Annotated in this window: 7 protein-coding genes; 1 reads left to right on the top strand and 6 read right to left on the bottom strand. The window is 37.9% G+C overall.

Going from position 1 to position 8,299, the window contains the following annotated elements; genetic code table 11:
* Nucleotides 1-304: 304 nt before the first annotated feature.
* The 4 genes from NLF99_RS18820 to NLF99_RS18805 form a co-directional block, all read right to left on the bottom strand.
* Nucleotides 305-1,252 (bottom strand): DUF5106 domain-containing protein, encoded by a 948-nt coding sequence (locus tag NLF99_RS18820; protein WP_254530114.1) that lies wholly within the window; start codon nt 1,250-1,252, stop codon nt 305-307.
* A 158-nt stretch (nt 1,253-1,410) separates the two neighbouring features.
* Nucleotides 1,411-2,100 carry a hypothetical protein gene (locus NLF99_RS18815; RefSeq protein ID WP_254530112.1) on the bottom strand — a complete coding sequence of 230 codons (690 nt, stop codon included), beginning with the start codon at nt 2,098-2,100 and terminating at the stop codon, nt 1,411-1,413.
* A gap of 546 nt (nt 2,101-2,646) precedes the next feature.
* Nucleotides 2,647-4,263 carry a hypothetical protein gene (locus NLF99_RS18810; RefSeq protein WP_254530110.1) on the bottom strand — a complete coding sequence of 539 codons (1,617 nt, stop codon included), beginning with the start codon at nt 4,261-4,263 and terminating at the stop codon, nt 2,647-2,649.
* A gap of 39 nt (nt 4,264-4,302) precedes the next feature.
* Nucleotides 4,303-4,485 carry a hypothetical protein gene (locus tag NLF99_RS18805; protein WP_139185432.1) on the bottom strand — a complete coding sequence of 61 codons (183 nt, stop codon included), beginning with the start codon at nt 4,483-4,485 and terminating at the stop codon, nt 4,303-4,305.
* A 661-nt stretch (nt 4,486-5,146) separates the two neighbouring features.
* Between NLF99_RS18805 and NLF99_RS18800 the strand changes: the two genes are divergently transcribed.
* Complete coding sequence (locus NLF99_RS18800) at nt 5,147-5,458, top strand: hypothetical protein (protein ID WP_214648481.1); 312 nt, start codon at nt 5,147-5,149, stop codon at nt 5,456-5,458.
* On the opposite strand, the gene NLF99_RS18795 is transcribed toward NLF99_RS18800, so the two are convergent.
* Together NLF99_RS18795 and NLF99_RS18790 are read right to left on the bottom strand one after the other, a co-directional pair.
* A complete protein-coding gene (locus tag NLF99_RS18795) occupies nt 5,455-7,167 on the bottom strand; it encodes an ATP-binding protein (RefSeq protein WP_185211990.1) in 1,713 nt (570 codons plus the stop codon). The two genes, NLF99_RS18800 and NLF99_RS18795, sit on opposite strands and share 4 nt — an antisense overlap.
* Nucleotides 7,164-8,288, bottom strand: a complete 1,125-nt coding sequence (locus NLF99_RS18790) for a sensor protein KdpD (protein ID WP_254530108.1) — start codon at nt 8,286-8,288, stop codon at nt 7,164-7,166. Before NLF99_RS18790 ends, NLF99_RS18795 begins: the two co-directional genes overlap by 4 nt.
* Nucleotides 8,289-8,299: the final 11 nt, after the last annotated feature.

Below are 8,299 nucleotides of genomic sequence, written 5' to 3'. Positions count from 1 at the left end.
TCCGTATTTTGTCGTAGCATAAGATTAGGATTTATGTTGTTATTTTGGTTATATAAAAATATAAACAAATAATCTTATGCTATCTCTTTGTATTAGCACGTCCTAGATACAAACATAAGGCCTACAAAATCGGCTACCTTTCCAGCGACAAGATGGACACGATCTTGGCCCATCCGATAGGTGAGCGGAGCCGATCCCCTCATCCCGAACATCTTGGTTCATTCCCAGATCGTGGTCCATCCTCGAATCCCGAACATCTTGGTTCAATCTAACCATACCATTAAAAGACACATATTATTTAACACTAAATGTTTTGGAAGAATTGGATGACTTGATTCAAGTTTGTGTCTTTCAATATGACTTTTTTATTCTCATCCATTAAATAAATGGTAGGTGTAGCTTTGATCATGTACAATCCTTTGGTAACGACTGTTTGATTTTCATCTAAGCCATTGATCCAGTTGCTAGGTATATTTTTTTGATAGTTTTCCCAAATCTCCTTATTACCATCAGGGTAAAGCGCTAAAATCTTAAGGGCACCTTTTTCAAGGACAGCATTAAAGCCAGGGTTAGATTTTATCTGACCTATAGCCTCTTCACAAGTACTACAACCAGGCTCATAAAAGATAAGCATGGTAAATGGCGCTTTGATTTCATTTAGGGAAGAAATAGAGCCATCTGCTGTAAGGAAACTGAAATCAGTGGCTGTGCTGCCCGGCTTATTTTTCCTTAACAGGGGCAATAATGTTTCATATTTAATCTTTTCATCTGGAGATAGCTTACCTGACCCGATCAAATAGTCTAAAAAAGTTTCATAATACTGATCATTTCGCATTGGGGAATTAGGATTGCCAAGATAGTTGTCAAATTGGTACTTAAAGAATTCAAAAACTGAGTTTTCGATCTTCGCTTCATTGAACAGATTTTCTATTCCATCTTTCAGGGTATCCGGTTGCACCAATGGAAAATGTCCTATATAATCAGCGACAGCTTGTTCCCCATAATTAGGGTCAAAAAGCTTGCTGGTATCCCTAAAATTGAAGTTGTCCCAAAAATGGTTGAATACATAAGTGATCTTTGCCTCCTCCCCTTGGATATTATCAGGAGCTTTTGGCGGGGTATAGGCAGCAATTTCAGTAGGTTCACCTAGGGCTTCGGCATCATTGTTTTTCGAGTTTGTATTTTGGTTACAAGATGACAATAAAAGAAATCCGGCAAGGAATCCTAAGGTCAATATATTATTTATTTTCATATTCAATTTATTATAAGGCATTAACTAGAAATACTGTGCCAAGGTAAGTTTTTTTGATAAAATAAGAAGGATTGTTGGGGATTGGAAGGCATAAAAAAAGAGAAGCCTTGAAATCGGGCGAGATCAAGGCTAATTATTAATAGTTAGTGAATCTAAGCTTACCTATTCAGGGTATACTTCACACCTACCGAGGTAGATACGGCCCCTTCAAAATTCCTTCCTCCCACTTCACCATCGAATTCGTCACCATACAGGTTACCCCTGATATCCAATGTGAAATCTAACTTATCAGTTAATCGGAAAGTTTGCAGCGCTCCAAGGTTAGGACTGAATTTCAGTGATCCTGGATCAGACAATACGGCTCCGAAACCGATACCCACGTAAGGAATTAGATTGTACAAACGATTTGGGTCATAGCCCAATGCATCATTAGTCCAATTGAACATAAAATCTGCATGAACATTAATGAAGTTAAATTTTTGGTACTCCAATGATTGACCAGAATGAAAAACTTCACCAGTTGTGTACATTTTAGTTTGGGTCAGACCTTTGTAATGTAAACCGTTCAGCCCAAGTCTAATTGCAAATTTTTCGTTAATCCATTTCCCTCCATACACCTCAAACTGAGGCGTGATTCTTTTTCCGACAGAAAGTTGTTTGTCATGGTCACCAAAATATATTTGACCGCCCACACTTGCACCAACAAACCAATGATTCAATTCGGAACTTTCTTGGAAAGCTTTCTTCGCTATGAATTGTGTTTTCCAAGGGGTGTCATTAACTGGTTCCTTCGCGAAACCTACAACTGCAAACAATGTTGCAAAAACAATACTACTTAACTTTTTCATTAATGTTGTTTTATGATTAAAAAGAAGATTTTTTATTACTATCAGTTTATATACTAGCAAACAAAAATCGCTTCTTCTTTTTACGGACGCTTCTGAATGTAATGCATTTAAACTATACAACCAGCTTAAATACTTTTCTATAATTTTTGAAAATTAATAGTTAGTGTGATTCTATTTTTTTCAATTTCTCTCTGAACAACATTACGAATATACATGCTATTTTAACAGGAGCAAATTTATCAGAATCTCAAAATTATACTATTAATTAATTTTAAAACATCAAGATTTTATATATTTTCATCAAATATTTAAAATACATTCAAAGAAGACGTTCTGAAAGAAACAATTTTGTCTTTTTATGACATGAATTTACTCATAACATTTTTATTTAACAATAAATTGAGTTTGACTTTAAATGATTTTGTAAATGTTTATCTACAGTCAATTTTAACTTGGAAACTGGGGAGAATCAGGAATATTAAATGGAGAACAGCAAAGGGCTGTCCATGCCGACAGCCCTAAATTATGAATTAGGATAGAATGAAATTATTTTCGGATACATCGAGTATTTAAGTTCCCTCCCCAAGAGGATGCCGCCCAGTGTTCCCAGACATAGTCACCTCCCAAAATCCCATTTTGTCTTCCGTCACTAACACGATAGGTAAAAACTCCCGTGAAGGCACCACCTAAGAAGCCTGTTTCACTGGTCCAAAAATATCCATTAGTACCGTCCTCATTTACACCAAATATTCCGGCAATAACATGGAAATAGCCAATTTTATTAACCCTCATTTTGTTGCTAGGATAAGGAGCCGCTGTTCCAGTAGCTACGTATTCAACATAATCATCAGTCAATTGACGAATAGAACCAGTTTGCGAAATCAGCTTGTCAGTCTCAGCCCTGTTAGGCATTTTCCATTTTCCTAAAGGATAAACTCGAGTACAAGGGTCCTGGGCACCAATGGTACCACCCGGAAATGGAGCTTTAAAATTCCAATATTCCTCTGAAACCCTGCCATATATAGGCTCGATCTGATGTCTGAAACGATAGGCTCTATCTGCCTCACTAAAGTACAGGTTAGCTCTTGACCAACGAATACCATTTACAGTTACGGCCGATTCAATCAAGTCCATCGCACTGGTCAATCGATGTCCCCATGTCATGTCTGGCAAGTCCATTGAAAATTGGAATGGAGTCGAGAATGTACGTGTCCCTACGCCATTAAAGACCTTATCTAATTTTATCGTAAAGGTTTGTACATTGACAGTCATTGCAGGGATTGGAGTTTGTGCAGCAGTATAATAAGAAGCAACTTTAATCGTATCCTTTGTTTTTACACTAAAATTGGTAAAAACAAGATTACCAACATCAACTGCCGTCATACTTTCATACTGTCCGGTAAGAACATTTAAAGTACCTTTTTGGATATAATCTGTTCCTGCAAAATTCGCCGTAATGCTTTCCAAGCCAGCAAACATCCCTCTAGCACTCAGTTCAGCGCCGATTTTTGAGGTTCTGTGCGCAAACCTAACTAGCAATGGCTTATCAACATTTCCAGCACCTGTAACCGTTACGGTTCCGCTTGCATAAAGCAACGGTTTATCCACTGCCGATTCAATTACTGGAGCAGCTGGATTGGACACATCTGGAATGTTATCAGTCGTATTATACGAATATGCATACCAAGTATACTCTTCACCTTTCACGACTTCCACATGTGAAGCTACACCCGACTGAGCATGTAAGGAAGTAACAAATTTACCGTCTTTATAAAGCAGTAATCTGTATTTAATTCCTGGGTCCATAGCAAGGGCTTTTGTCGCTGACTTTCCTGCTGTTCCTTTTGCAACCTGATTGTTAGAAACGGTTCGGTCTCCAGCGACCTGATCTTCTTGCAGTCTTACAATAGCATCAAATTCTTTGTAGGTCACATCTTTTTCTTCCAATACACCTGTAGGCAATTGGGATGAACTCCTTGAATTGGAAGCTTTACTAGCTTTTGTATCGATTTCGTTTTCAATCCCCTCTACCTGAATGCTTAGGGATGCTGCAGCTCCAGAATCGGCACCGTCTCCTGCACCTGCATTCTTATCACAACTTGTCATTAATCCTAAGGAGATAACTCCTAAAACACAGAATCTAATAAGACTTGTATTTGACATTTTTTGATATAATTTCATTTTATTTTTTTGCCCTTAATTCTATAAATCAATTTCATGGGTTTCCTTAGAATCCATCCAGTTATCAATTTCTGGAGTGTAATTCCCGTTGGTTCCGTTGCCCGGTGTAAAAGTTGCGGATGATGCAAGGATTCCTTGCTCGAGTTCAATTTTTAAAAGCACAATTTTTGGTGATACATAAGCACCCAATACTTTCTTTTTCATAGTTATTTTTTTGTTTCCAACCATTCTCATGGTTGCTTTTGAAGGATCTTTGATTTATTGATAAAATAGATATACTGTTCCCCAAGATTTTTTAACAGCATCTTCTAAACCCTTCTGTCATCATTTGACTTCTCCCAAGCCAGTTAATTAATTATTGATTCATTCTTTAAATAATAATAAATTATCATTATTTATTGGCACAAAAATATGGCAACATTATAGGGTATTCAATCATTAGATTTAATTAATTCGGTTATGTAGTAATAACCTTACAACCAAATTGTTACAATAAACCGAAAATAAATAATAGGTTTAATTTTAGTAATATTAGCGTCTTGAGTAAGGTTTAAAATGATTTCAACAACAAAAAGTTTTAGTAATTATACACCCCATTAACCTCAAATAAAATATATTAAGCTGGCAAAAGGTTTATGAATTAAATTTCGGAAGGGAAAATAGTTGCAGTGCTAATTTTTAATTGCACGACAAGAATTACATTTGTTTAAACGATATTTTCATGAAAAAAGACACCATTTCTGTAACTAAAAAGGCCATAACAAACAATTTGGCCCTATTTTGGGTAAGTATTTAGGAAGGTTCTAACAATTTTGAGAACGGAATTAAGTAAATTAGGTCAATAAACCAACGAAAGGAGGAAGTCATGAAGATCATCACTAGGATTTGGCATGGGATTACCAAAAAGGAGGATGCGGACGCATATTTAAATTACCTTTTTGATACAGGGATCAAGGACTATAGAAGCATAAAGGGGAATCTTTCCACCAAAGTCTTGAGGAGGATTGACCATGATATTTGCCATTTTATGACCATTACCGAATGGGATTCGGTCAATAGCATCCAGGAATTTGCTGGAGAAACCTTCGAAAAAGCAAGGTATTACAAGGAAGACAAGAAATACCTGCTAGAATTCGAAGAGTATGTTACGCATTTTGAAACTTACTTGATTGATTAAGGGTTTATCATTGGAAGCCTGAAATAAAAGGTACTTCCGACTCCCAATTCACTTTCGACACCAATTTTACCGCCTTGATTTTCAATAAAGTCTTTGGAAATCGACAATCCCAGTCCAGTTCCTGTACGTACGCTGCCTGGTATTTGGAAATATCGGTCGAATACCTTTGAACGATAGGCCGCATCAATACCTTTACCATGGTCTTTGACGGAAAACAATAAATGCTTATTTTCCTTTTTGAGGGATACTACAATCTTACTGTTCACCGGTGAATACCTGATTGCATTGGTGATAAAGTTGGTTAGCACCCAAGCCGTTTTTTCCTCATCCACATATATCTTGGATATATCCTCTTCTATTTCAGTGCTGATTTCAATATGCTTCTGTTCGGCTTGCATCCTGGTCGCATTTAATGCATACTGAATAATTGGCAATGGGTCCGAAATTTGGGAATACAGCTTAATGTTCCCTGTTTCAACCTGCGATACATTCAATAATTCGCTTGTTATCCGTAATAGCCTAAGGCTATCCTCTTCAATTCCTTCTAATAGCTTTTTCTGTTCATCGGTCAATGAACCTGTTCTTGGATGTTTAAGCAACTCAGAGCTCAACTGTATGGATGCAATTGGAGTCCGTAACTCATGCGAAACCGTTGCGATGAAATTGGTCTTTGCCACATCCATCTCCTTAAAGGCAGTGATATTCTTCAGTACGATCAACTCCCCTATCTTCTGGCTTTTCAATTCCCCTGTAGGCGTAATTTCCATAGGAATGACCTCCTTTTCAAAATAACTTTCCTTATTATCGGCAAAGATCTTTAGCGTTGACTCTCTATTATTTACATCGATCAGATTACGGACCAAATCATTGTGATTTACCAATTCATCAATATTGCTATGTAATAGGTCTGTGCGCTTTAGTCCTGAAACCTGTAGGCATTCATCATTGATGAAGATGATCTTTCGGTCCTCATCCAGACCAATTACAGGATCATGCATGCTATTGACAAGGGTTTCTACCCTTTTCTTCTCTTCGAGGATCTGATCTAATTTACTGTTCGAGTACTCTTGAAGTCGTTCAGCCATACTATTGAATGAGCTCGCCAGTTCAACGAATTCGGAATCTCCTTCGAAATATAAGCGTTGTTTATAGTTTTGACGGGCGATCTCAGAGATGCTTTCCGTCAGTTTTTTGATAGGATTGGCAATATTGCTTGGAAGATTGATAAATAATACAAAACCAATCAGGAAGCAGAGTGCGCCAATAACGGAAATCAGGACGAAAGCATTGCTTGCCATTTCCTTGGCATGATCACTTTTCATGACAATGGCATCCATATTCACGGTCATCAGTTTCACCAAATCAGCACGGAATTCCTGACCTACAATGGGATCGTCTGGGTTTTCCTTTAAGCGGGCCAACTGCGTGGAAAGCCTCTCGGTGATGTCCTTTTCACCCTGTTCAGTTACATTTTGTTTCTGCCTAGCAAAATTGCTTTCCAATTGAGCTATGGCTTCTTTATTCAAATGCATTTCATCTGAAGCCTTTAGCATATTGCGGGCATACTCCACAGAATTGTAGTTTGCTGAAAGCACGTTCTCCGTATCTTTCTTCAAGGAGCTGACAAATAAGGTGCTTACCGCAGCAAGGATCAGGATCATTAGAAATAACAATCCGATACCTAAATAGAGTTTAGCTTTAATTTTCATGATAGAATAATGATGTCAACTTGAATCTTTTCCAATTTCTTTAATAGTCTTCTAAATATCCCCATGGACCAAAGGATCCTGAGGAATGGCCAATATGGCCAACCAACACAGAGAGTCGTGATCTCCATACGAAGAACTTGATCGACGATGCTCTCCGGTACATCCTTCCCTTGGACCTGGATAACCTGTCCACCCAATTCGGTCGCCAATTTAAAATTATTAATGAGATAACGTTGCTTATCGAGCGCTATTTTATCGGTACTCTCTTTTGGGGTCTGTATATAAAGGACAAACCAATCGGCTTGATAGTAACTCGCAAGCCTTGCTGTTCTCCGAATCAGGTTCTTGGCTTTTTTTTCATCTGTTCCAATGCATACCATAAACCTTTCTGCCTTGCGCTTTGAATCTGGTTTTTTTTCGCGTTCATGTTTTTTGATCGCATGGGCAGCAACTTCTTTTAAAGCCAGCTCCCTCAACAAAAGCAATTGCTCGGATTGAAAGAAATTCTTTAGCGCAGTCTCAATCTTTTCCTTTGTATAGATCTTACCTTCCCTTAATCGACCGATTAGGTCCTCAACTGAGATATCAACAAAGACTATTTCATCTGCTGACTGAATTACCCGATCTGGAATGCGCTCATAGACTGGAACAGATAACAAATCACCAACATCTGCCTGTAGACCTTCCAGATGTTGGATATTGACGGCTGATATTACATTTATGCCAGCATCCAGCAGTTCCATTACATCCTGCCAACGTTTTTCGTTTTTGCTTCCCGGAACATTCGTATGGGCAAGTTCATCCACCACCACAACCTCAGGATGTTTCTGCAAAACCAGATCGACGTCTAGATCTTCTAACTCATTGCCTTTATAGTATATTTTCTTTCTTGGAAGCAACGGCAAACCGGCCAATTGTGCAACAGTCTCCTCTCTATTATGGGTTTCAATATAACCTATCTGCACATCAATACCATTCCTTAATAGGTTATGCGATTCCTGCAGCATCCTGTAGGTTTTCCCAACACCAGCACACATCCCTAAATAGATCTTAAATTTTCCTCTTCTGGACTGTTTGATCAGTTCCAGAAAGTGTTCGGCCGATTTACGTTGTTCTTCCATTTTAAATAACT

Source organism: Sphingobacterium sp. LZ11T8 (genome assembly GCF_024261425.1).
Taxonomy (GTDB): Bacteria; Bacteroidota; Bacteroidia; order Sphingobacteriales; family Sphingobacteriaceae; genus Sphingobacterium.
The sequence above is the reverse complement of the archived record's forward strand: the minus strand, read 5'-3'. Positions and strand labels throughout refer to the sequence as shown.

Bases quoted from the DNA above. Each gene is read 5' to 3' on its own strand.
- NLF99_RS18795 (WP_185211990.1), bottom strand. From the start codon at position 7,167: ATGAAAATTAAAGCTAAACTCTATTTAGGTATCGGATTGTTATTTCTA.
- NLF99_RS18800 (WP_214648481.1), top strand. From the start codon at position 5,147: ATGAAGATCATCACTAGGATTTGGCATGGGATTACCAAAAAGGAGGAT.
- NLF99_RS18820 (WP_254530114.1), bottom strand. From the start codon at position 1,252: ATGAAAATAAATAATATATTGACCTTAGGATTCCTTGCCGGATTTCTT.
- NLF99_RS18810 (WP_254530110.1), bottom strand. From the start codon at position 4,263: ATGTCAAATACAAGTCTTATTAGATTCTGTGTTTTAGGAGTTATCTCC.
- NLF99_RS18790 (WP_254530108.1), bottom strand. From the start codon at position 8,288: ATGGAAGAACAACGTAAATCGGCCGAACACTTTCTGGAACTGATCAAA.
- NLF99_RS18815 (WP_254530112.1), bottom strand. From the start codon at position 2,100: ATGAAAAAGTTAAGTAGTATTGTTTTTGCAACATTGTTTGCAGTTGTA.
- NLF99_RS18805 (WP_139185432.1), bottom strand. From the start codon at position 4,485: ATGAAAAAGAAAGTATTGGGTGCTTATGTATCACCAAAAATTGTGCTT.